Here is a 23172-nt window from a genome sequence, read left to right as displayed (position 1 = left end):
CAAAGCCCGGTTCTTTGCGGCTTTGGGTCTCCATCGCGCACCGATTGACAGCCCCTTTCCATCAGGATATAGATTTGATGAGGAATGGATTCATGGTGTTTATCCTGCAGCACACTCAGATTGAGCTACGATTATCAAAGGACGTGCGAAATCTTAAGAAAAGGTTGTGAATCAAACACTCTGTAGCGTCCATAACTGAATGAGGGTGCGGCTTATGACGACAGTGACCCAAAAGAAAAAAACTGAGGACAAACGTCTTAGCGATGGACCGGACTGGACGTTTGAGTTATTGCAAACCTATCTCGAAGAAATTGACCGGGTCGCCAAGTCGTACCGGCTGGAGACGTATCCGCATCAAATCGAGATCATCACTTCTGAACAAATGATGGATGCTTATTCCAGCATCGGCATGCCCATCAACTACACACACTGGTCGTTCGGTAAGAAATTCATTGAAACCGAGCAACTGTATAAACATGGCCAGCAAGGTCTGGCGTACGAAATCGTCATCAACTCCAACCCGTGTATCGCCTATCTGATGGAAGAAAACACCATCACGATGCAGGCGCTGGTCATGGCGCACGCCTGTTACGGCCATAACTCTTTCTTCAAAAATAACTACCTGTTTAAAAGCTGGACCGACGCCAGTTCGATTGTCGATTATCTGCTGTTTGCCAAACGCTATATCAGCGAATGCGAAGAGCGTTATGGTGTCGATGAAGTGGAACGGTTGCTCGATTCCTGCCATGCGCTGATGAATTATGGCGTTGACCGCTATAAACGCCCGCAGAAGATTTCTTTGCAGGAAGAACTGGCGCGGCAGAAAAGCCGTGAAGAGTATCTGCAAAGTCAGGTGAATTCGCTGTGGAAAACGCTGCCGCGTAAAGACAGCGTGGATGCCCCGGAACAGGCGCGCCGCTTCCCTTCTGAGCCGCAGGAAAATCTGCTGTATTTCATGGAGAAAAACGCGCCACTGCTAGAATCCTGGCAACGGGAAATTTTGCGCATTGTGCGTAAAATCAGCCAGTATTTCTATCCGCAAAAACAGACTCAGGTGATGAACGAAGGCTGGGCGACATTCTGGCACTACACCATTTTGAATCATCTGTATGACGAAGGAAAAGTCTCGGATCGTTTCATTCTGGAGTTCCTGCACAGCCACACCAATGTGGTGTATCAGCCGCCGTATAACAGCCCGTATTACAGCGGGATCAACCCGTATGCGCTGGGCTTCGCGATGTTCCAGGATATCAAACGTATCTGTCAGGAACCGACCGAAGAAGACCGCTACTGGTTCCCGGATATCGCCGGTTCAGACTGGCTGACAACGCTGCATTTCGCGATGCGGGACTTCAAAGATGAAAGCTTTATCAGCCAGTTCCTGTCACCAAAAGTGATGCGTGATTTCCGTCTGTTTACTGTGCTCGATGACGATCATAATAATTATCTGGAAATCGCTGCGATTCATAACGAGGAAGGTTATCGCGCGATACGGCAGGAATTGTCGGCGCAATATAATCTGAGTAACCACGAACCGAATATTCAGGTCTGGAATGTTGATCTGCGCGGTGACCGTTCGCTGACGCTGCGATATATCCCGCAAGACCGCGCGCCGCTGGACAAGAGCCGCCGTGAAGTGATGAAACACGTTCACCGTCTGTGGGGCTTCGATGTATTTATCGAGCAGCTCAACGAAGACGGCAGCGTGGAATTGCTGGAACGTTGCCCGCCACGGCCAACGCCGCTCTGACCGGCACACTGTTCAGAGCAGGCAAATTCAGGCATTAAAAAAGGGCGCTAAGCGCCCTTTCTCATTACAACAGAACCCGCATAAATCAGCGTTTCTGTTCGGTCAGATCACCCGGCATGGTGCCCTGCATGCTGTGCCAGATTTCACCACTCTGACGGCCATAATTACGCACGCAATCCACAATCTCCTCGTAACTTTTTTCGTGGCAAATGTCGGACAATTTTTTGTAGAAAGTAATCGCCAGTTTGCGCGCTTCCGGGTTGGAGAAGTAATAACGGCCGACGCGCGTATACAGACCACGCAGCCCGTTAATAATCAGACCGTAAATCGGATTACCGGATGCAAAGGCCAGACCGCGGAAAATACCGTAATCAAGTGCCGTAAAGGCTTCAGCCTGATCTTCCACTTCGGCGGCTTTCGCCAGCACCTGCTGCGTTTCTTCCGGATTCGTCCGCATCGCTTTGCGGATGAAAATGGTCGCGATATTGGTACGCACGGACAGGAGATTATCGATGAGCTGCGGAACGCTGTCGTGATCAAGTCGCGCCAGCGTTTCCAGAATATTCAGACCCGAAGTTTCCCAGAAGTTGTTCACTTTCGTTGGTTTGCCGTGCTGAATGGTCAGCCAGCCATCACGGGCAAGACGTTGTAAAACCTCACGTAATGTGGTTCGGGTTACGCCAATGAGTTCTGAAAGTTCCCGCTCCGCAGGCAAGATTGAACCCGGCGGAAACCGGCTGTTCCAGATACTTTCGATGATGTACTCTTCGGCAAAACCGGCAGGACTTTGTGCCTTAATAACCATGTGTTTGTCGTTCCGTGTGAGGCATTTATCAGGGATATAGTTGAGCTCATCATACCAGATGAAAATCAGCGGTTATAGCGCCCGGACGGAACTAATGTTGAAACTGTGCAGGGGTTGGCAGAATTTCCCTTTTTTGAAGGACTTAATATTACCCCGCCGCAGGAGAAAATTTTTCACCGGAGTATTACACTGGTCTATCTTTCTGATACCGCAGCAAAATAACCCTGAAGGACCGCTGGGAATTATGGATACAACCTTCCGCCACGCATTTATTAAAAACTTTCTCGGGCAATCCCCTGGCTGGTACAAAATAGCCATTCTGGCCTTTCTGATTATTAACCCGCTGGTGTTCTTTCTGGTCAGCCCTTTCCTGGCGGGCTGGTTACTGATGATCGAATTCATCTTCACGCTCGGTATGGCGCTCAAATGCTATCCGCTGCAACCGGGCGGCTTGCTGGCCATTGAAGCCGTGATGATAGGTATGACCCGTGCTGAAAGGGTTCGCGAAGAAGTGGCGGGCAATCTGGAAGTGATTTTGCTGCTGATTTTCATGGTCGCCGGTATCTACTTTATGAAGCAGCTGCTTCTGACGGTTTTCACCAAACTTCTGCTGAACCTGCGCAATAAAATCGCCCTCTCGCTGGCGTTTTGTTTCGCCGCCGCTTTCCTTTCCGCCTTCCTGGACGCGCTGACGGTCATTGCCGTGGTCATCAGCGTTTCCGTAGGGTTCTACTCGATTTATCACAACGTCGCGTCCGCTCAGGGCGGAAATGCTGAAGCCAGCGGCGTTCTGGAACAGTTCCGTGCATTTTTACGCAGCCTGATGATGCATGCCGGCGTGGGTACCGCGCTGGGCGGCGTCATGACGATGGTCGGCGAGCCACAGAACCTGATCATCGCGAAAGCCGCCGGATGGCAGTTCACTGATTTTCTGATCCGCATGTCACCGGTCAGCGTGCCGGTGTTCATTTGCGGTTTTATCGTCTGCGCGCTGGTCGAACGTTTCCGCCTGTTTGGTTATGGCGCACGGTTGCCACAACCGGTCTTCGAGGTTCTCAAACAGTACGACCAGAAAAATACCGAAAACAGCACACGTCAGGAACGTATCAAACTGGCCGTGCAGGCGCTGATTGGCGTATGGCTGATTATCGCGCTGGCGTTTCATCTGGCCGAAGTCGGGCTGATCGGGCTGTCCGTGATTATCTTCGCGACGGCATTTTGCGGCGTGACGGACGAACATGCGATCGGTAAAGCATTTCAGGATTCCCTGCCGTTTACCGCGCTGCTGGTGGTATTTTTTGCGGTAGTCGCCGTGATTGTCGATCAGCACTTATTCAGCCCGATTGTGAATTTCGTGCTGCAATCTGCGCCCGCCAATCAGCTTTCGCTGTTCTATCTGTTCAACGGATTGCTTTCTTCTGTTTCCGATAATGTCTTCGTCGGTACGGTTTATATCAATGAAGCGAAATCAGCGCTGGAAAACGGTGCCATTAATCTGAAACAGTTTGAGATGCTGGCGGTCGCCATTAATACCGGAACAAACCTGCCTTCCGTCGCGACACCGAACGGTCAGGCGGCATTTCTGTTCCTGCTGACGTCCGCCCTTGCCCCGCTGATCCGCCTTTCGTATGGCCGGATGGTGTGGATGGCGCTGCCTTACACGATTGTGATGACGCTCGCAGGTCTGCTTTGTGTGCAATTCCTGCTGCCGGAAATGACGCAGTGGTACACCGACATGGGATGGCTGGCACTTTCCCCATTACATTGACCGGCACGAGGATCAGGTGGGTAATTCTGTGCCTGAGCATCGACTCAGAAAATAGCCGAATTTAAAGTCGAATTGTCCGATTTATATTAATTATTTACCGAATATTTATGGAGACAGGCTGGCAGCGGGGTCCAATTGGTTTACACTGCGTGTCAGTAGCTAACTGCAGGGAAAAAATTTCTATGTTGCAATATCTTAACCGTTGCTCGCAAGGCCGCGGTGCATGGCTTCTGATGGCTCTGACCGCTCTGGCGCTTGAGCTGGTTGCGTTGTATTTCCAACACGTGATGTTGCTGAAACCGTGCGTCATGTGTATCTACGAACGTTGTGCGCTGATGGGAATACTGGCTGCGGGTCTGGTGGGCGCAATTGCCCCGGCGACCTGGTTGCGTTACGCCGGTATCCTCATCTGGCTTTACAGCGCGTATGAAGGGATCCGCCTGTCATGGGAACACACCATGATTCAGCTGCACCCTTCTCCGTTCGCCACCTGCGATTTTGCAGCCCGCTTCCCGACCTGGTTGCCACTGGACAAATGGTTCCCGTGGATGTTCATCGCCAGCGGTGATTGTGCTGAAAAACAGTGGGAATTCCTGTCTCTGGGGATGCCTCAGTGGCTGGTCGTTGTCTTCAGCGTCTTTATGATCATCGGGATCCTGGTGTTACTGGCCCAGTTCGTAAAACCAAAACGTCGTGATTTGTTCGGCCGTTAATTCCAGACATGTCGACGATAAAAGCGCCTCAGGGCGCTTTTTTTTATGGCGTTTTTTCAGCGGAAATGAAAGACGCTGCCGCACGAAAAAAGAGCGATAGTTGTAAAAACGGCAATGAGTTCTATGCTACGAGAGCTAAAACGCTCAACAGAGGAAGAGATATGGTGGTTAAAGGGTTTTCAAAGGGTTTCTTTATTATGATCCTTTTCATTGTGACATTGGCCTTCCTGGATGTATTGAGGCCTTACTATTCTTCCGTACTATGGGCGATTATTCTGGCGGTGATTTTTAATCCGATGAAAAACCGGCTGAAGCAATTTGTCGGCGACCGCAACGGCGTGGTCTCACTGCTGACCGTGCTGATTATTTGTCTGATTGTTTTCACGCCGCTGGCGATTATTACTTCTTCACTGGCCATAGAATTCAATACGGTTTACACCAAACTTCAGGGCAATGAATCGCAACTGCCTACACTGGTGTCGGACACCATTCACCATTTACCAAGATGGGCGCGTCATTTCCTTGCCGACCATAATTTAGACAGCACGGCTGAGATTCAGAAAAAACTTTCAGACGTCGCATTACAGGGTAGTCAGTATCTGGCAGGCAGCGTTTTCGTGATTGGTAAGAGCACATTCGGCTTTGTTGTCGGTTTCGGCATCATGCTGTATATCCTGTTCTTCCTGATTAAAGACGGCGCGTATCTGGTTAATCTGACGCTGGAAGCCCTGCCGCTTTCCCGCCATGTCAAACATCATCTGTTCATGAAGTTTGCCGCCGTTTCACGCGCAACGGTGAAAGGCACGGTGGTGGTGGCGATCGTTCAGGGTGCGCTTGGCGGGCTGGCATTCTACATTGCGGGTCTCGATGGCAGCCTGCTGTGGGGCGCGCTGATGGCGTTTCTGTCGATTATTCCTGCGGTCGGTTCGGCGATCATTTGGGTGCCGGCGACGATCTACTTCTTCGCCTCCGGAATGTTGTGGCAGGCGATTTTCCTCATCGTCTTCTTCGTGGTGGTTATCGGCCTGGTCGATAATATTCTGCGACCGCTTCTGGTCGGCAAAGACACCAAAATGCCGGATTATCTCATTCTGATCACCACGCTGGGCGGGATGGAAGTCTATGGTATCAACGGCTTTGTTATCGGTCCGCTGATTGCAGCCCTGTTCATCGCCTGCTGGAATATTCTTTCCGGGCGCGAGCATCAGAATAATACCGATATGATTGACGAAGACTTTATAGAAGAAGGGAAAAACCACCCGGACGCGGATAAAACCGCACCCTAAACTATTACCGGTTTACCCCCATCAGTGAGCGGCATGTGCAGCCGCTCATTTTTTTCAAATTTCATTATGAAGATTTTCGAACCTGGCGTAGAAATGTGGAGGCGATTCAACATTTGTCTCTGAAGGGGTAGCAATGAAAAATATTATCTTAAGCATGGTCGCAAAGATTTCCCGGATGGAGGTGGATGCAAAGCAGCTGACCGCACAAGTTGAAGCTCAGTCGCTTTTGCTGAGTGCTGTTTTCCTTACCGTGGGCAAAAATGGCGGTCCGCAGGAAGCCATCGAAAGCGTGAACAAAGCGATCAATTCCGTGCTGGATTCCGCAGATGATGTACTGAAATCGGATGCCACACTTCTGTTTGAACAATTCCAGGCGCTGATTGAAATTACGCGACTGATCGATAAAGCCGATCCGGAACTGGATGCGGAAGCGCTGAATGCATTAAATGGCGTCAGACCCGATTCAGAAATATAAAAATGAATGTATGATAAGTATTACGCCCTGGCGGTCGCCGGGGCTTTTTTATGTCTAAAATCAGAGGTGATAGCAAATATGGGGTTAGAACGTTTAAACAAACTCCCCGTTTGGGCCGTTTGGGTAATCTGCGTGACAGCCTGTGTCGCGTTCTGGGTTATTGCGGGAACGGTAGTCTACGGAATTTTTAAGTAAATCATTGCATCCCGATAACGCGGGAGAGGCAGGGAATCAGAAGGATTTTGAACTCCACGTAGCGGGCCATGCCCCGTCTCTGCCCCACACTCTCACCCCTGAAATACTTTCTTTTTTCCTTTCAGCGAGTTATCTCGCCCAGCTTGGCTTATTCATAATGTGATCCTGCCAGTCTTCCACATCGTCTTCGCGAACCGCGATATAACGAACGGAGATTTGTGCGGTGTGCATTGCTGATTTAGAGGCTTTATTAAGCAGCGGATGCCACGGCAGCAGCGGGCGCCCTTCACCAATCAGACGATAAGCACACGTCGGCGGCAGCCAGTCAAAGGTGGTCAGGTTTTCGCGGGTCAGCTTGATGCAGTCTTCTTCAAGCGTAAAACGACGCTCGTAGTTACGGCACTGACAGGATTTGATATTGAGCTGGTTACAGGCAACGTTGGTGAAGTAAATTTCTTCGGTATCTTCATCAATCAGCTTATGTAAGCAGCATTGTCCGCAGCCGTCGCACAATGCTTCCCATTCTTCGTCAGTCATTTCAGACAGCGTTTTTTGCTGCCAAAAAGCGGGTTCAGTCATAATGTGCATCCGGTATAAATAAAATGAGGGTGCTTATATAGACGCTTTAGCCTGCAGATGCAAGTAAAGCCGCCGGAAAGCTGCTCCGGCGGAGAGAGGGTTTGTTTCAGATCACGCGGGTTGAAACAGACTTACCGGTAAGTGTAGCCACAATTTCGTCACCCGCTTTCAGCGGCCCGACGCCTTGCGGCGTGCCGGTCAGAATGATATCGCCCGCGCGCAGCGTGAAATAACGGCTCATGTAAGCAATCAGCGGCAACAGCGGCGTCAGCATGTTACGGGTATTGCCTTCCTGCCGTGTTTCACCGTTAACGACCAGCTGCAAATCAGCCTGCTGCGCATCACCAAATTCACTTACCGGAATAAATCCGCTGATCGGGCAGGAACCGTCGAAGCCTTTGGCTTTTTCCCACGGCTGCCCCGCCGCTTTGAATTTCATCTGCAAATCACGCAGCGTTAAATCCAGCGCCAACGCATAACCGGCGATGGCGTTGGCAACGCGATCTTCCGTGGCTTGTTTGAGCGGCGTGCCGATAAGCACGGCCAGCTCAACTTCGTGATGTACCGCACCCAGATCTTTCGGAATCGCGAGCGGCTGACGGATATCGCACAGCGCCGTTTCCGGTTTGATAAACACCACCGGTTCGGCGGAAATCTGACTGCCCATTTCTTTGATGTGATCGGCATAGTTATTGCCCACACACACGACTTTGTTCACCGGGAAATCCAGTAACGCGCCATGCCAGTCTCTGTGTTGATACATACAGCCACTCCTTTTGGAAAAATCAGCCGCTGAACGGATTACGCGGGGCTGGCGCTAACGGTGCGGAAGGCGCAGAGGTGGTCGCCGGTGCGGCTTCACCTGAAACAACCGGCGCCTGCGAACCCATAATGCCATCCGCCATCATTCCGATACTCAGTGCGAAATAGGTTGAACGGTTCCAGTGCATAATCGTGCGGAAGTTATCGTAAACCAGGAATGCGCGCCCTTGCGTATCATCTGGTGTGATAATCCATGCGCGGGTTGCCGTTGAGGCCAGCGGGCTGCCGTCTACCTGGGTGATCCCCATTTGTTGCCAGTAACTGGCCGGGTGCATCTGGTTGTTTTTCAGACCCGCCAGACTGCCATCAAAGCCTGCGGGCAATTTCACTTCCTGCCCCCAGCCCTGATCGCGTTTCCAGCCTTCTTTCGACAGATAATTCGCGGTAGATGCAAAGACATCATCGGTGTTTTTCCAGATGTCGATTTTGCCGTCGCCGTTGCCGTCGGCGCCGTAATTCAGATAGGACGTCGGCATAAACTGCGACTGACCCATCGCACCAGCCCAGGATCCTTTCATCATATCGCTGGTGGCATGACCGGAATCGACGATTTTGAGCGCAGCCATAAATTCTTTGGTGAAGAAGGCTTCACGACGGCCCTCGAAGGCCAGCGTTGCCAGCGCGGAGAAGACATCTTCCTTGCCCTGGATTTTGCCGAAGCTACTTTCCATCGCCCACAGCGCCACGATGTATTGCGGCTGAACGCCGTAACGGTCGCTGGCCTGCTGGAGCGCAGGCAAATTACTCTGGTATTGGGTTTGCCCCTGTTTGATTTTCCACTCCGGCAAGACACGGGTCAGATAATCATCAAGCGTGATTTTCTTTTCCAGCTGGTTGCGATCGGAATTAATGACACGGTCAACAAAATGAATGTTGGCGAAAGTACTGTCGATGGTTTGCTGGCTGATGCCTTGCGCCAGAGCCTGCGCTTTCAGTTTTTCAACATAAGCGGGAAACTCAGCGGGGTCTCTTCCCTGTTCGGCCAGCGATGTTTTACCGGGCGTAGCAGCCGGCGCGGCGGCTGAAGGTTGTGTCGTTGCCGCAGTCTGCGGCGTGGTTTGTCCTGAGGTTGCCTTCTGCGCTGCACAACCGCTGAGGATAATCAGCGGTGTTAACACGGCCAGTGCCGACAATTTCATCAAATTCTTCCTTATCACATCTGCAATTGAATCATCGCTGTAAGCTTTGAGTACTCCAGCGATGATTGCAAGTCATGACGTCCGAAAGTGCGTAAAATGCCGAAACAAATGTCAGGAAAGCGTTATTTACTCGCGTCAGTCAGATGAATATTCAATAAACTTTCAACCGGTGGTGGAACCTGCAGATAATAACCCTGCTCTTCGAGAGCCTGACGCACTTTTGCAATATCCGCAGACGCTAATTTTTCACGCCCGGCCAGATTGAGTATCATTGAGAACTGCGGCACGCCAAAACCTTTGAGTAATTCTTCAGGCACACGAGAGAAATCGTCTTTTTTTTCGACATACAGATAAGTCTGGTCGCGTTTAGTACTTCTATAGATCACACAAAGCATTTTTTTAACTCTATTTTATTGAAACGGTGGCTTGCCTAGATATAACTGTAACTATAACATGCTTAACGTACATCGGAATATCGCCCCCCGAGTGGTATTCCGGGGATTTAGAGTTGCTGAGACTGAGTCAGGATAGATGTCACAATCGCCAATAGAACTAAAAGGCAGCAGTTTTACCTTATCGGTTGTTCATTTACATAGTTCACAACCGGAGGTTATTTATCAGGCATTACAGGAAAAAGTGGAGCAAGCTCCGGCCTTTTTGAAAAATGCCCCTGTTGTTATCAACGTTGCCTCGCTGAGCGGTGAAGCAAACTGGAAAGACATTCAACAGGCTGTCGCTTCTGCAGGTTTTCGCGTTGTGGGCATCAGTGGTTGTAAAGACGAAGGGCAGAAACGCGCACTTTCCCGCACCGGTTTGCCGTTGCTGAGTGAAGGCCGTGCACAGCGCATCGCCGCAGAACCACCGGTTCCTGTCGTGCCCGACAATGCTCCGGCGAAAACCCGCATTGTCAGTTCTCCGGTCAGATCCGGCCAACAAATTTATGCCCGTAACAGCGACCTCATCGTGACCAGTAGTGTCAGCGCAGGTGCGGAACTGATTGCCGATGGCAATATCCACATCTACGGTATGATGCGAGGAAGAGCGCTGGCTGGTGCAGCAGGTGATGCAAATTGTCAGATTTTTTGCACCCATTTAGGCGCTGAACTAGTCTCTATCGCAGGGCAATACTGGCTGAGTGATCAAATCCCGACCGATTATCTCGGTCAGGCCGCGCGCCTCAGCCTGATAAATAATGTGTTAACCATACAACCTTTAAACTAAGCCCTTTCGACAAGGAATCCATTCATGGCACGCATCATAGTTGTTACATCGGGTAAAGGGGGCGTTGGCAAGACCACTTCAAGCGCGGCCATTGCTACCGGTTTAGCTCAAAAAGGTAAAAAGACCGTTGTTATCGATTTCGATATCGGTCTGCGTAATCTCGATCTGATTATGGGCTGTGAGCGCCGCGTGGTTTATGATTTCGTCAACGTGATCCAGGGTGATGCCACGCTGAATCAGGCGCTTATCAAAGATAAACGCACTGAAAACCTGTTTATTCTTCCGGCTTCGCAAACCCGTGATAAAGATGCACTGACCCGCGAAGGCGTAGAAAAGATCCTTAACGATCTTGCCGAAATGGAATTTGACTTCGTGGTTTGCGACTCGCCTGCGGGCATCGAAACCGGCGCATTAATGGCGCTGTATTTCGCCGACGAAGCCGTCATTACGACCAACCCGGAAGTCTCTTCCGTGCGTGACTCCGACCGCATTTTGGGCATTTTGTCCTCAAAATCCCGTCGTGCGGAACAAGGCTTAGAGCCTATTAAAGAACACCTGCTTCTCACCCGTTACAACCCGGGCCGTGTCAGCCGTGGCGACATGCTGAGCATGGAAGATGTGCTGGAAATCCTGCGTATTCCTCTGATCGGTGTTATTCCTGAAGATCAGTCCGTACTGCGTGCGTCCAACCAGGGCGAACCGGTCATTCTGGATCAGGAATCTGATGCAGGGAAAGCGTACGACGATACCGTCAGCCGTCTGCTTGGTGAAGAACGTGCGTTCCGTTTTATTGAGGAAGAGAAGAAGAGTTTCCTGAAACGCCTTTTTGGGGGATAAACCATGGCATTGTTAGATTTCTTTCTGTCCCGCAAAAAATCGACAGCCAATATAGCCAAGGAACGGCTACAGATCATCGTAGCCGAACGGCGTCGAGGGGATAGTGAACCGTCGTATCTGCCTGAATTGAAACGTGATATTTTGGCGGTCATCTGTAAGTACATTAAGATTGACCCCGAAATGTTGCAGGTTCAGTTCGAGCAAAAAGGTGACGATATTTCCGTACTGGAACTTAACGTCACTTTGCCAGAGTCAGAATCGGAAGACGCGCCTAAATGACAGCAGTCTGCCTGCAGGTGTTTCTTTCAGCATAGCGCCCCCTGTTTTCTCAGGGGGCTACTCAATTTTTTTCCCTGATTTTCTACCGCCCGCTTATTTTCCCTGGCAACACCACTGTATATATCCCCACGAGATTGTTCCGCACCCTGCTCTATTTATTATCTGAAATTATGATTAAGACTCATCCCATTTAGCCTGGCGATTAATATCCTTAGTGTGATTTCATCCGCGAACATTACCCGAACGCTATTATTTAAATATGCGGTTAACTAAAAACAAAAAAGCGGAGAAAATCTCCGCCTTTTAATTTAAGTTTTCGTATTCCGCTATTTTGAACGCGGTAAGCCCATCAATATTGACTGAGAATTTCGTTCAGCCTTTCAGCCAGAAGTTTTCCTCTCCAGCCGCTGATTAATTCCGGCTGTGATTCTTTCTCTTTTAACTTCCAGTGACGACTTAATAACTGATTAATCTGGCGACGTGAGGCCAGTAACTCAACGCTTAACCCGCTTTCTTTACTCACGGTCTGGATCAGCGCTTTGATGTCTTTGAAGACTTTGCGATAGCCCGGCTGATCAATCAGATTCGAAATGGGAGCCGGTAAATCGTCTTCCGGCAATGCCTCAGACTCTTCCACCAGCGCCAGCAACGTGCGGCCATGGTAACGGATTTCCGGGCCGCTCAGGCCAAGCGCCTCCAGCTCACCCAGCGATTTAGGCTGATAGCGGGCTACCTGCCAGAGATTTTCTTCACGCACTACAAAGTTGACGGCCAGGTCACGCTGACGTGCCTGATTGAGGCGCCAGGCGGCCAGCAACTTCAGGCAACCCAGCTGACGCGGACGCAGCTGGAACGCATTGCCGATTTCCAGATAAGCCAGTTCAGGTTGCAGAACTTCTTTACGACGGCGGCACAACGCCAGACATTCATCCTGCGCGGCTTCCATCCAGCCAGCTTCTTCGGTTTCACGCATCAGCTGGTCGGCCAGCGGCAGAAGATACCAGACATCGGCAGCGGCATAGACACACTGTTTTTCGCTCAGAGGACGGGCAATCCAGTCTGTGCGCGATTCGCTTTTATCCAGCTCAACGCCGGTCGTTTCTGCCACCAGACGGGCAAACCCGCAAGACAGCGGACGTCCGCTGAAGGCGGCAAGAATTTGCGTATCAATCAGCGGAGAAGGCATCACGCCAAAAGCGTTGAGGAACACTTCCAGATCTTCACTACCGGCATGGAGGAATTTCACGACATCAGGATTCACCAGCAAATCGATAAAAGGCTGCCAGGCGGTAATCGGCAACGGGTCAATCAGCGTCAGCCGTTCACCATCGAACAGCTGTATGAGCCCGAGTTGCGGGTAATAAGTGCGGGTACGGACGAATTCGGTATCCAGCGCGATTTTGCTGTGCGCTTTGGCCTGAAGACAAACCTGCTCCAACGCGTCATTGGTCGTGATCAACTGATAATTCAAATCTTAATTCTCTTAATATTAATGCGTTATAACGTGACAACGCCGGACAAATCCGGCGTTGAGAGTGACCATCACAGCGCAGCGGGCAAACGTTACGCCGCATCCTGCTTCGGATCGTCCTTCGGTTTTGCCTGCTCATCGCGAAGTTCGCGTCTGAGGATCTTACCGACATTTGACTTCGGTAACTCATCGCGAAATTCAACAATCTTCGGTACTTTGTAACCGGTTAATAACCGGCGGCAATGTGCCAGAAGTTCTTCGCTGGTCAGTGACGGGTCTTTCTTCACCACGCAAATTTTGACGATTTCACCCGACGACTCGTTTGGCACACCAATGGCGGCAACTTCGAGCACCTTGTCATGTTGTGAAACCACCTCTTCAATTTCGTTAGGGTAAACGTTGAAACCGGAAACCAGAATCATGTCTTTTTTGCGATCCACAATCCGCAAAAAGCCCTGCTCGTCCACTGTAACGATATCGCCCGTCGATAACCAGCCATCTTTTAGCACCTCATCGGTCGCCGAAGGCCGTTGCCAGTAGCCCAGCATCACCTGCGGCCCGCGCACCCACAGCTCTCCGGGTTGCCCCGGCGCGACATCATGGCCATTATCATCCACCAGACGCACTTCCGTCGACGGCACAGGTAAACCGATACTACCGCTGTAATGTTTCAGATCGTACGGGTTGCCCGCGACCAGCGGCGAGCACTCCGTCAGGCCATAACCTTCCAGCAAATGCTTGCCGGTCAGCTTTTCCCATTTATCGGCAACCGATTTCTGAACTGACATCCCGCCGCCGACAGAAAGGCGCAGCGTCGAGAAATCCAGCTCACGAAAATCTTCGTTATTGAGTAACGCGTTGAACAACGTGTTCACCCCGCTGATGGCGGTGAACGGATATTTCGACAGCTCTTTCACCATGCCAGGCACATCGCGCGGGTTGGTGATCAGCAGACTTTTTCCCCCCAGATCGAGGAACAGCAGACAATTCACAGTCAGCGCAAAAATGTGATACAGCGGCAGCGCCGTCACCACCAGTTCATGGCCCGGTTGAAGCAACGGCGCGTACGCCGCTTTTGCCTGTTCCAGATTGGCCTGCATGTTCCGGTGTGTCAGCATCGCGCCTTTTGCAACGCCGGTAGTTCCGCCGGTATATTGCAAAAACGCCAGATCGTCATTGATGATATCGGGTTTGATATATTGCAAGCGACGCCCGTATTGCAGGGCACTGCGGAAGGAAATCGCATTTGGCAGGTGATATTTAGGCACCAGCCTTTTGACATATTTGACGACAAAATTTACCAGCGTGCCTTTTGCCGCAGAAAGCTGATCACCCATACGGGTCAGGATCACATGCTTAACCTGCGTTTTGTAGACCACTTTTTCCAGCGTATGGGCAAAGTTGGACACAATCACAATGGCGCTGGCACCGCTGTCATTGAGCTGATGTTCCAGCTCGCGTGGCGTATAGAGCGGGTTGACGTTCACCACGACCATGCCCGCACGCAAGACGCCAAACAGCGCAATCGGATATTGCAGCAGATTAGGCATCATCAGGGCCACGCGGTCGCCTTTTTTCAGCCCTAACTGGTTTTGCAGATAAGCCGCAAAAGCACGACTACGTTCCTCAAGTTTACGGAACGTCATGACCTCGCCCATGTTGATAAACGCTGGACTGTCTGCATAACGCAGCGTGGCATTTTCAAACATCTCGACCAGCGAGCTGTAGCGGTCAGGATCGATGTTCTCGGGAACATCTGCCGGATAACGTTTTAGCCAAACCTTTTCCAAGGTATCACTCCTGAAATCATGTACTGTTGCCATCTCAATTCGACGAGTTTTATCACGTCTTTAACAATATTTTAACTCAGCTTACCAGTTGTGTTTCAAACAATGTCGAGGTTGAGAGGCGGGTCACTTTTTCTGTGCCCTTCGTTAGCCAAACCGTCCGTGGCTTAAAAAGAAAAAGGCGGCAATTAAGCCGCCTTAACAACGATCTTGTCTGTCTTTACTTTTTCGGCGGCGGTGGCACCGGATGTCCCGGTGCTGGCCTCATCGCAGCCTGAGGTGGCGGGCCGTTCGGAGGCTGACCACCGTGTGCCGGTGGAGCCCCGTGCGGAGGCGGCGCGCCGTGATTGTGCCGGTTATTCGGTGACGACACTCTGGACCCGTGCGGGCCCCATGTCATACCAGCCGGGGCCCCAACCGGGCCCAAACCCTCGCCCCCAGCTGTCGTACGGTCCCCCGTATCCCCAGCCCCACGGGCCCATCGGCTGAGGCGGCATCACCACCTGTTGCTCGATACGCCAGCGTTTAAAACTGTTTACGTTGATAGTCACGAAATTATAGGACGACTGCCCTACCGTGCCTTTTTCAACGCCAGTGATCGGGCCAACCACGGTCACGAGCTGATTGCGGTAATCCACCGGATCGACGAAACCGTTGATGTAAGCCATGATGCGGCCACGCGACGCCGCGCCCAGAATCGGCCGTGCGCCGTCATCAAGCGGCATCGTGGCGATTTCGAGACGCGTTTTATTTTGCAAATTGGTGACTGCCACCACTTTGCCGCCAAAACGCGACTCCTGCCCGACATACAGACTTGGTGCGCCCTGCACCGCCTGTAAATTCATTTGCGGCGTTGCCGTGGTCCCGCGGATTTCATCCGGAACGGTGACACATCCTGACAACACCAGAACGCTCAGCGCAACAGCGCTCAACGCCCATTTCTTACCTGTCTGAACCGAAAACTGCTGGACTGCTGACCACTTACGCATTGCGATGACTCCTGTGCATACTCTTTTTTTTGACCACTTTTAAGTACACAAGTTGCGGTAACTTACCGGCCCGGCAGCTTTTTCCACGTAACTTCGTTGCGCAGATAAGTGGGTTCAGCATCTTCAGGATTTACGCGAACGCCGTTTTCCCAGAGCTGGAGCGCCAGCGGCAGCATATCTTCCGCGTGCGGCAGTAACATTTTGCCATCAAATAATTCTGCAACCGGAGATTCACCCAGCAAATGCGGATAAGCTTCCCAGCCGGTGCCGACGGTCGCAAAACGGCCGGTCAGTGAGCCGGCCTGTTCGATGAGTTGTTCAGGTTTGATCACTTTCTCGGTGTTTTCACCACTCCAGACGCCCTCTGCGTTCCGGGAGAATTCGCCCCAGTACACTTCGCCCATGCGCGCATCGATGGCGGCCAGCACGTTTTCAGCGCCAGTCTGGCGGTAAGCGCCCTGCGCCATGGTCTGTAAGGTGGAAACCGGCAGCAAAGGCAGTTCAGCGCCCAGCGACAATCCCTGCGCCATGCCGATACCGATACGCACGCCGGTAAAACTGCCCGGCCCGCGGCCAAAGGCCAGAGCATCGAGCTGACTCAGCGTCAGGCCCGCTTCGGCGAGGATCTGCTGCACCAGCGGCAAAATACGCTGCGTATGTTCGCGGGCGCAGAGTTCAAAATGAGCGAGCGTTTCGCCCTCATTGTATAGCGCAACCGAACAGGCTTCTGTCGCCGTATCAATTGCTAAAATTCGCGTGGACATGCCAAACCTCAGGCGGGGAAATGAATAAGTTAGGGCCTTTTTTCGGGGCGCTATCCTAACATAACGTGAAGGCTATTTCTGCTCTTCCACGTTCTGTAAAAAGCGTATCGCTTGTGCAAGATCACGTGTACGCGGCGTGGGCGGCAAACTGTTGAGGAAAACTTCGCCATACGGGCGCATGACCAGGCGGTTGTCGCAAATCACCATCACGCCACGGTCATCGGTGTCGCGGATCAGTCGCCCGACGCCCTGTTTAAGCGTAATGACCGCATCCGGTAATTGTACGTCATTGAACGGATCACCGCCGCGCAAACGACAATCTTCGATGCGCGCTTTGAGCAGCGGATCGTCGGGGGATGTGAACGGCAATTTATCGATGATAACGCACGACAGCGCGTCGCCGCGGACATCCACGCCTTCCCAGAAACTACTGGTTGCCACCAGCAGCGCATTGCCCGCTTCGACGAACTGCGCCAGCAGCTGGCCTTTGCTGGTTTCCCCCTGTAACAACACCGGCAGCGTCAGACTGGCGCGGAATTCCTCCGCCAGCTCACGCATCATTTTGTGCGACGTACACAGGAAGAAACAGCGCCCTTTGTTGGCTTCGATCAGTGGCCGGAGCATACGCGCCAGCTGTTTGGAACTGCCCTGACCGTTAGATTCAGGCAGGAAACGCGGCACGCACAACAGCGCCTGTTTGGCGTAATCAAACGGGCTCGGTAGCAGCAACGTTTCGGCCTCATCCAGCCCGAGACGTTCGGTGAAATGATGCAGCTGGTCGTTCACCGAAAGCGTTGCGGACGTGAAAATCCACGCGCCCGGCTTTTCTTTCATCATTTCGCTGAATTTATCGGTGACCGATAGCGGCGTCAGCGCCAGAACAAAATGGCGGGAATTACATTCGTACCAGTAGCTGTAGCCGGGAATCGATACATCTTTCAGGCGCTTGAGACGGTTGCGGTACAGCGTGGCGCGCTCGAAGGCGGCGTCCAGCAAGGCCGAGCGCCCGAGAGACAGTTTGACCACGTCGTAGCAAAGCTCCAGCGCGTCATCGAGCAGCAAAAGCGCACGCTGAATGGCAGGCTGGCTGAGCACATCGCGCAGATTACCGCGAAAACCCGGCTCACCGAGCGCCAGACGAAAATCCATTGTGCTCTGACTCAGGCGGTCAGCGCTTTTCTGCAACTGTACAGAATCACGCACTTCCGTACGGTAAGCGATGGTGATGTCTTTCGCCATGTCGAGCAACTGACGGCTGGTCACCTGCTGGCCAAAATACTGGCTGGCGATATCGGGGATCTGATGGGCTTCGTCGAAAATCATCACGTCAGCCTGCGGGATAAGTTCACCGAAGCCGCTCTCTTTGACCACCATATCGGCCATAAAAAGGTGATGGTTAACAACCACGACGTCAGCGTCCATCGCCTTACGGCGGGCCTTGACGACGAAACATTCTTTGTACAGCGGGCAGTCACTGCCCAGGCAGTTATCGTTGGTGCTGGTCACCAGCGGCCAGACAAAGCTGTCTTCCGGCACCACGGTGCAGGTGCTGATATCGCCCTCTTCCGTGCTGCTCGACCAGTGCCGCAGATGCGCCAGTTCGCTGAGCGCCTGACTGGCGAGATCGCCGCCGGAAAGTGATTGCTGCTCCAGACGCTCCAGACACAGATAGTTAGAACGCCCTTTGAGCAACGCCAGACGGCCTTTGAATTGCAGCGCAGAAGCGACTTTCGGCAGGTCACGGGAATAGAGCTGGTCTTGCAGATTTTTCGAGCCGGTAGAAATAATGACTTTTTTGCCCGAGCGTAATGCCGGCGCGAGATAGGCGTAGGTTTTCCCGGTTCCGGTTCCGGCCTCAACGACCAGCCCCTGTTTTCCGCTGATGGCTTTGCTGACGGCCTGCGCCATCAGACGCTGCGGTTCACGGGGTTTGAAACCTTCAATTTTCTGCGCCAGGGCGCCATCTGTTGCAAAATCGTCTGTCACTGAATCTCTCTACCTGTACGGATCAGCAGTGATTATGCCAACCGAACGCCCTTACCGCCACCGCCATCTGCCAATCCAACGCAGCAAGCCTTTGTGTTACCCTTACCGCCATCAATAAAAAGTGACTAACAGGAGCACAAAAGTATGACTATCGAACGGATCCGACCTGAGCCACGCATGTCTGATGTGGTCATCCACAACGACACTATTTACTACACGGCGGTGCCGGAAAATCTGGATGCAAATGCGAAAGATCAGACCGCTGAAACGCTGGCCATCATCGATGCCGTGCTGACAGAAGCCGGTTCCGACAAGAGCAAAATTCTCGATGCCACGCTGTTTCTGGTTCACAAGGAAGATTTCCCGGCAATGAACGAAGCCTGGGATGCGTGGGTGTCTCCGGGTAACGCGCCGGTTCGCTGCACCGTGCAGGCCAACCTGATGAACCCGAAATACAAAATCGAAATTAAGATCATCGCCGCACGCTAAGCGCCGGATCTCAGAGATAAAAAAAACCTCCCGCGGGAGGTTTTCGCATTTTGAAATACCCTAAACATTCGGGTCGCATCAAGGCGGCAACTGAGTGAATCCCCGGGAGCATACATTCAGTATGTGACCGGGGTTCGAGAGGGCAGCCAACGCAGAGGCGGCCCGAAGGATGACGGGTATTACGCTTTTGCGCCCGCAACGGCTTCTTTTGCCAGTTGCGTGATACGTGCGTAATCGCCGCTTTCCAGCGCGTCCGCAGGCACCAGCCATGAACCGCCGATGCACAGCACGCTTTTCAGCGCCAGATAATCACGGTAGTTCGCCGGTGAAATCCCGCCGGTCGGGCAGAAACGCACTTGCGGGAACGGACCGGCAATCGCCTGCAACGCTTTCACGCCGCCGTTGGCTTCCGCCGGGAAGAATTTGAATTCACGCAGACCGGCATCGAGACCCATCATCAGTTCTGATACGGTGCAAATACCCGGAATCAGCGGGATAGAACCGGCGTTGGCTGCTTTCAGCAAAGAGTCTGTCAGGCCAGGGCTGATCGCAAACTGAGCGCCTGCTTCGGTGACTTCGGCCAGTTGTTCAGGATTGAGAACGGTACCCGCACCAATAATGGCGTCCGGCACTTCTTTGGCAATCGCACGGATTGCGTCCATCGCACAAGCGGTACGTAACGTCACTTCCAGCACCCGCACACCACCGGCAACCAGCGCTTTCGCCAGCGGAACCGCATGTTCCAGTTTGTTGATAACAATCACAGGAACAACCGGCCCTGAGGTCAGAATTTGTTCCGCGCTTGTTTTCCAGTTTTTCATCTTGTTCTCCGTTCATGCCCGCAGGCACCGTTGTGATTGATGGCGCGCCCCTGCCACAGGGTCCGGCAACTTTTCAGAAAGAAAAAACGTTGCCAGAAACCGACCACACCCGATTCGACGAGATACTACTATTCCTAACTGCTAAAAGAATTGATATGTCATAAAAAAACGCTGCACAGGCAGCGTTTTTTAAAGGATTACCGGTTATTCAAACTCGTTCCAGGAACGGCCGTCACGGGTAATCATGGCCACAGAAGCCACCGGCCCCCATGTGCCGGACTGATACGGTTTTGGCGCTTCGCTTTCCGCCGCCCATGCATTCATGATGGAGTCGACCCATTTCCAGGCTTCTTCCACTTCGTCACGGCGTACGAACAGCGCCTGGATCCCACGCATGGTTTCCAGCAGCAGACGCTCGTAGGCATCGGCGATGTGTTGCTCGTTAAAGGTTTCGGTGAAGCTCAGGTCCAGTTTGGTGGTTTGCAAACGATGTTTGTGTTCCAGACCCGGAACCTTGTTAAGCACTTCGATTTCGATACCTTCGTCCGGTTGCAGACGAATGGTCAGTTTGTTCTGCGGCAACTGCTGATAAGAATCGCGGAACAGGTTGAGCGCCGGGCTCTTAAAGTACACCACAACTTCTGAACATTTGGTCGGCAGACGTTTACCGGTACGCAGGTAGAACGGCACGCCAGCCCACTGCCAGTTGTCGATATCCACACGGATAGACACAAAGGTTTCGGTGCTGCTGGTTTTTTTCGCGCCTTCTTCTTCCAGATAGCCCGGCACTTTTTTGCCCTGGACGAAACCAGCGGTGTACTGGCCACGCACCGTGTTTTCACGCACGTTTGACTGGTCGATGCGACGCAGGGAACGCAGCACTTTGACTTTTTCATCACGAATACGGTCGGTGCTCAGATCCGCCGGAGGCGACATGGCAATCATGGTCAGAATTTGCAGCAAGTGGTTCTGGATCATGTCGCGCATCTGGCCCGCGTCATCGAAATAACCCCAGCGGCCTTCGATACCCACTTCTTCCGCAACGGTGATCTGCACGTGATCGATGGTGCGGTTATCCCAGTTGCTGGCGAACAGGTTGTTGGCAAAACGCAGCGCCAGCAGGTTCAGTACCGTTTCTTTACCCAGATAATGGTCGATACGGTAAACCTGAGATTCGGCGAAATACTCCGCAACCTGATCGTTGATGACCTGAGAAGACTCCAGAGAGTGGCCCAGTGGTTTTTCCATCACAACGCGCGCAGGTTCTTTGTTCAGCCCTGCTTCACCCAGACCACGGCAAATCGCACCGAAGTGGCTTGGCGCAATCGCAAAGTAGTTAATGGTGGCGCGGTTTTGCTGGTCAAGCATTTTGCCCAGCACTTTGAAATGCTTCAGATCGTTGACATCAAGGTTACAGAAATCAAGACGGGCACTGAGTTTATCCCACAGTTCCGGATCAATTTTTTCTTTCATGAAGGTGGTGAGTGCTTCTTTAACCACTTCGGTATAGGCCGCTTTGTCCCATTCCGCACGCCCAACACCAATGATGCGGGTGTCAGGGTGAATGTGACCTGCTTTCTCTAACTGATACAGGGAAGGCAACAGCTTACGACGCGCAAGATCGCCTTTTGCACCGAAAATTACCAGATCACACGCCTGGGCTGTCTGAGTTACCGCCATGTTCTTCTCCTCAATGCAGGAATACCTAATCTATTTCTGGTTGCCTTTGCGTGAGCTGCAACTCGAATTATCTCGGGTACATATTGTAATTTTATTTCAGCAACAATGTACTCTGATTGCCCGTAAGCCGTAAACCTTGATCTGACAGCGTGATAACTTGCTGATAAAACCCTGTTTTTATCCTGCGTATTCCAGACGCGTCGAAAACCAACCGCATTCTGTAATTTTATGACAAAACTGAACAGAATTTACCATACTGAAAGTTAGATCTCGGTCAAACTCTGACAAAAAAAGCCGTAAATTCGCCTGACTGACGCTGCCAACGGCCTGAAGCGCGTAGTATATTTTCATCAAATCAGAACGATTTCCTCTTTTCAAAGAAATCGTTGAAACCTATGAGTGGCATGCTTATGAATACATTGGAAAAAATCCAGACCAGCCTTGACATTCTGAGCAAGTCAGAACGCAAAGTTGCAGAAGTTATCCTCGCATCGCCGCACATTGCTATTCATTCCAGTATTGCCACTCTCGCCCGTATGGCCGACGTCAGTGAACCTACTGTAAACCGTTTTTGCCGTCGTCTCGACACAAAAGGGTTTCCAGATTTTAAACTGCATCTGGCACAAAGTCTGGCAAACGGTACGCCTTATGTGAACCGTAACGTGGATGAAAGCGACAGCGTCAGCGCTTACACCAGTAAAATCTTTGAATCTGCGATGGCCAGCCTCGATCAGGTGAAAAACACCCTGGATATCGCCGCCATCAACCGCGCCGTCGATTTACTCACACAGGCCAAGAAGATTTCCTTCTTCGGGCTGGGGGCTTCCGCCGCCGTCGCGCATGATGCCATGAACAAATTTTTCCGCTTCAACATTCCCGTGGTCTACTTCGATGACATCGTCATGCAGCGCATGAGTTGCATGAATTCCAGCGAAGGCGACGTGGTTGTGCTGATTTCTCACACCGGACGCACCAAAAACCTGGTGGAACTTGCGCACCTTGCCCGCGAAAACGATGCCACGGTCATTGCTATTACCTCTTTTAATACGCCGCTGGCGCACGAAGCCACGCTCGCCCTGCTGCTCGATGTGCCCGAAGACACCGACGTTTATATGCCGATGGTCTCGCGGATTGCACAACTGACGCTGATCGATGTACTGGCCACCGGTTTTACCTTGCGCCGCGGCGCAAAATTCAGAGATAACCTGAAGCGGGTCAAAGAAGCGTTGAAAGAATCGCGCTTTGATAAGGGTATTGTCGTCCCTAACCTGCCTGAATGACATTGCCCTGCGCGGCAGGCAGCAAATCATTCACTA

The 23172-nt window shown here is 52.1% G+C and carries 22 protein-coding genes; 10 read left to right on the top strand and 12 right to left on the bottom strand.

Annotated elements, in window-relative coordinates:
* Positions 1-214 precede the first annotated feature (214 nt).
* On the top strand, positions 215-1750 hold the full coding sequence (locus tag IV433_RS17730; RefSeq protein ID WP_152327078.1) for a SpoVR family protein: 1536 nt from the start codon (positions 215-217) through the stop codon (positions 1748-1750).
* Positions 1751-1835: 85 nt separating this feature from the next.
* Here the strand turns inward: IV433_RS17730 and fadR are convergent, their stop codons facing one another.
* Complete coding sequence (gene fadR / locus IV433_RS17725) at positions 1836-2555, bottom strand: fatty acid metabolism transcriptional regulator FadR (RefSeq protein ID WP_195815253.1); 720 nt, start codon at positions 2553-2555, stop codon at positions 1836-1838.
* Positions 2556-2799: 244 nt separating this feature from the next.
* Here fadR and nhaB point away from each other — a divergent pair, with 244 nt between their 5' ends.
* From nhaB to iraP, 4 genes are all read left to right on the top strand, one after another.
* Positions 2800-4323, top strand: coding sequence for a sodium/proton antiporter NhaB (gene nhaB, locus IV433_RS17720; protein ID WP_195815252.1), 1524 nt, complete (start codon positions 2800-2802; stop codon positions 4321-4323).
* Positions 4324-4505: 182 nt separating this feature from the next.
* A complete protein-coding gene (gene dsbB, locus IV433_RS17715) occupies positions 4506-5036 on the top strand; it encodes a disulfide bond formation protein DsbB (RefSeq protein WP_195815251.1) in 531 nt (176 codons plus the stop codon).
* Positions 5037-5197: 161 nt separating this feature from the next.
* Positions 5198-6322 (top strand): AI-2E family transporter, encoded by a 1125-nt coding sequence (locus IV433_RS17710; RefSeq protein WP_195815250.1) that lies wholly within the window; start codon positions 5198-5200, stop codon positions 6320-6322.
* Between the two features lie 133 nt (positions 6323-6455).
* Positions 6456-6797 (top strand): anti-adapter protein IraP, encoded by a 342-nt coding sequence (gene iraP, locus IV433_RS17705; RefSeq protein ID WP_152327073.1) that lies wholly within the window; start codon positions 6456-6458, stop codon positions 6795-6797.
* Positions 6798-7121: 324 nt separating this feature from the next.
* On the opposite strand, the gene IV433_RS17700 is transcribed toward iraP, so the two are convergent.
* The 4 genes from IV433_RS17700 to IV433_RS17685 form a co-directional block, all read right to left on the bottom strand.
* Positions 7122-7571: a YcgN family cysteine cluster protein gene (locus IV433_RS17700; RefSeq protein ID WP_101080018.1), complete on the bottom strand. Its 450-nt coding sequence runs from the start codon at positions 7569-7571 to the stop codon at positions 7122-7124.
* Positions 7572-7677: 106 nt separating this feature from the next.
* Complete coding sequence (locus IV433_RS17695; RefSeq protein ID WP_195815249.1) at positions 7678-8334, bottom strand: fumarylacetoacetate hydrolase family protein; 657 nt, start codon at positions 8332-8334, stop codon at positions 7678-7680.
* A gap of 22 nt (positions 8335-8356) precedes the next feature.
* Positions 8357-9532 (bottom strand): lytic murein transglycosylase, encoded by a 1176-nt coding sequence (locus tag IV433_RS17690; protein WP_195815248.1) that lies wholly within the window; start codon positions 9530-9532, stop codon positions 8357-8359.
* 122 nt (positions 9533-9654) lie between these two features.
* The gene (locus IV433_RS17685) at positions 9655-9927 is read right to left on the bottom strand and encodes a YcgL domain-containing protein (RefSeq protein ID WP_195815247.1); all 273 of its coding nucleotides are present in this window, start codon (positions 9925-9927) and stop codon (positions 9655-9657) included.
* A 136-nt stretch (positions 9928-10063) separates the two neighbouring features.
* Between IV433_RS17685 and minC the strand changes: the two genes are divergently transcribed.
* From minC to minE, 3 genes are read left to right on the top strand one after another with little or no spacing between them, the layout of a single operon-like run.
* A complete protein-coding gene (gene minC, locus IV433_RS17680) occupies positions 10064-10753 on the top strand; it encodes a septum site-determining protein MinC (RefSeq protein WP_152327068.1) in 690 nt (229 codons plus the stop codon).
* Positions 10754-10777: 24 nt separating this feature from the next.
* Complete coding sequence (minD, locus tag IV433_RS17675; protein WP_013575324.1) at positions 10778-11590, top strand: septum site-determining protein MinD; 813 nt, start codon at positions 10778-10780, stop codon at positions 11588-11590.
* A 3-nt stretch (positions 11591-11593) separates the two neighbouring features.
* A complete protein-coding gene (minE, locus tag IV433_RS17670; protein ID WP_152327067.1) occupies positions 11594-11869 on the top strand; it encodes a cell division topological specificity factor MinE in 276 nt (91 codons plus the stop codon).
* Positions 11870-12218: 349 nt separating this feature from the next.
* On the opposite strand, the gene rnd is transcribed toward minE, so the two are convergent.
* The 5 genes from rnd to IV433_RS17645 all read right to left on the bottom strand — a co-directional run bounded on the left by rnd (position 12219) and on the right by IV433_RS17645 (position 18866).
* A complete protein-coding gene (rnd, locus tag IV433_RS17665; protein WP_195815246.1) occupies positions 12219-13340 on the bottom strand; it encodes a ribonuclease D in 1122 nt (373 codons plus the stop codon).
* Between the two features lie 92 nt (positions 13341-13432).
* A complete protein-coding gene (fadD, locus tag IV433_RS17660; protein ID WP_195815245.1) occupies positions 13433-15130 on the bottom strand; it encodes a long-chain-fatty-acid--CoA ligase FadD in 1698 nt (565 codons plus the stop codon).
* A gap of 353 nt (positions 15131-15483) precedes the next feature.
* On the bottom strand, positions 15484-16116 hold the full coding sequence (locus tag IV433_RS17655; RefSeq protein ID WP_195815244.1) for a Slp family lipoprotein: 633 nt from the start codon (positions 16114-16116) through the stop codon (positions 15484-15486).
* A gap of 62 nt (positions 16117-16178) precedes the next feature.
* Positions 16179-16880, bottom strand: coding sequence for a tRNA (adenosine(37)-N6)-threonylcarbamoyltransferase complex dimerization subunit type 1 TsaB (tsaB, locus tag IV433_RS17650; RefSeq protein ID WP_195815243.1), 702 nt, complete (start codon positions 16878-16880; stop codon positions 16179-16181).
* Between the two features lie 72 nt (positions 16881-16952).
* Positions 16953-18866 carry an ATP-dependent DNA helicase gene (locus IV433_RS17645; protein WP_195815242.1) on the bottom strand — a complete coding sequence of 638 codons (1914 nt, stop codon included), beginning with the start codon at positions 18864-18866 and terminating at the stop codon, positions 16953-16955.
* A gap of 144 nt (positions 18867-19010) precedes the next feature.
* Between IV433_RS17645 and IV433_RS17640 the strand changes: the two genes are divergently transcribed.
* On the top strand, positions 19011-19355 hold the full coding sequence (locus IV433_RS17640; RefSeq protein WP_101080008.1) for a RidA family protein: 345 nt from the start codon (positions 19011-19013) through the stop codon (positions 19353-19355).
* 179 nt (positions 19356-19534) lie between these two features.
* On the opposite strand, the gene IV433_RS17635 is transcribed toward IV433_RS17640, so the two are convergent.
* Complete coding sequence (locus IV433_RS17635; protein WP_195815241.1) at positions 19535-20176, bottom strand: bifunctional 4-hydroxy-2-oxoglutarate aldolase/2-dehydro-3-deoxy-phosphogluconate aldolase; 642 nt, start codon at positions 20174-20176, stop codon at positions 19535-19537.
* Positions 20177-20380: 204 nt separating this feature from the next.
* Entirely contained in the window at positions 20381-21856 is a 1476-nt protein-coding gene (gene zwf / locus IV433_RS17630) for a glucose-6-phosphate dehydrogenase (protein WP_152327060.1), read from the bottom strand.
* A gap of 410 nt (positions 21857-22266) precedes the next feature.
* On the opposite strand from zwf, the gene IV433_RS17625 reads away from it, so the two are divergent.
* Complete coding sequence (locus tag IV433_RS17625; RefSeq protein ID WP_195815240.1) at positions 22267-23136, top strand: MurR/RpiR family transcriptional regulator; 870 nt, start codon at positions 22267-22269, stop codon at positions 23134-23136.
* Positions 23137-23172: the final 36 nt, after the last annotated feature.

This window comes from Rahnella laticis, assembly GCF_015644585.1.
Taxonomy (GTDB): Bacteria; Pseudomonadota; Gammaproteobacteria; order Enterobacterales; family Enterobacteriaceae; genus Rahnella; species Rahnella laticis.
This window is presented reverse-complemented; position numbering and strand designations above follow the sequence as displayed.